The sequence below is a fragment of the Paraburkholderia sp. SIMBA_027 genome (genome assembly GCF_046535315.1).
GTDB classification, from domain to species: domain Bacteria; phylum Pseudomonadota; class Gammaproteobacteria; order Burkholderiales; family Burkholderiaceae; genus Paraburkholderia; species Paraburkholderia tropica.
In genome coordinates this window covers 1-233 of the sequence record NZ_JAWRWY010001670.1, presented here as the reverse complement: position 1 = coordinate 233, position 233 = coordinate 1, and the positions used below count along the sequence as shown (strand labels likewise).

Here is a 233-nt window from a genome sequence, read left to right as displayed (position 1 = left end):
ACCGGAGTGGTGGGCCGGTAAGGATGTCAGCCGCGAAGCCCTGGCCGCCCATCTTGCCGGACCCGGCGCAGACACCGCCCTGGACGCTGTCTTGAGATTGGACACCCACCTGCTGATGATCGATGACCCGGTCAAACGGTTGGACAACATGTCCATGGCTTGGGGAATCGAGGCCCGCGTCCCATTCCTTGACCAGGACCTGGTCGAACTCGCCGCCGCTTGCCCGCCCGGGC

General features: G+C 65.7%; 1 protein-coding gene. It reads left to right on the top strand.

Features of this window, described 5'->3' with window-relative positions; genetic code table 11:
• The coding region (locus SB764_RS44860) for an asparagine synthase-related protein (RefSeq protein WP_410867417.1) at positions 1–233 on the top strand (233 nt) is incomplete at both ends.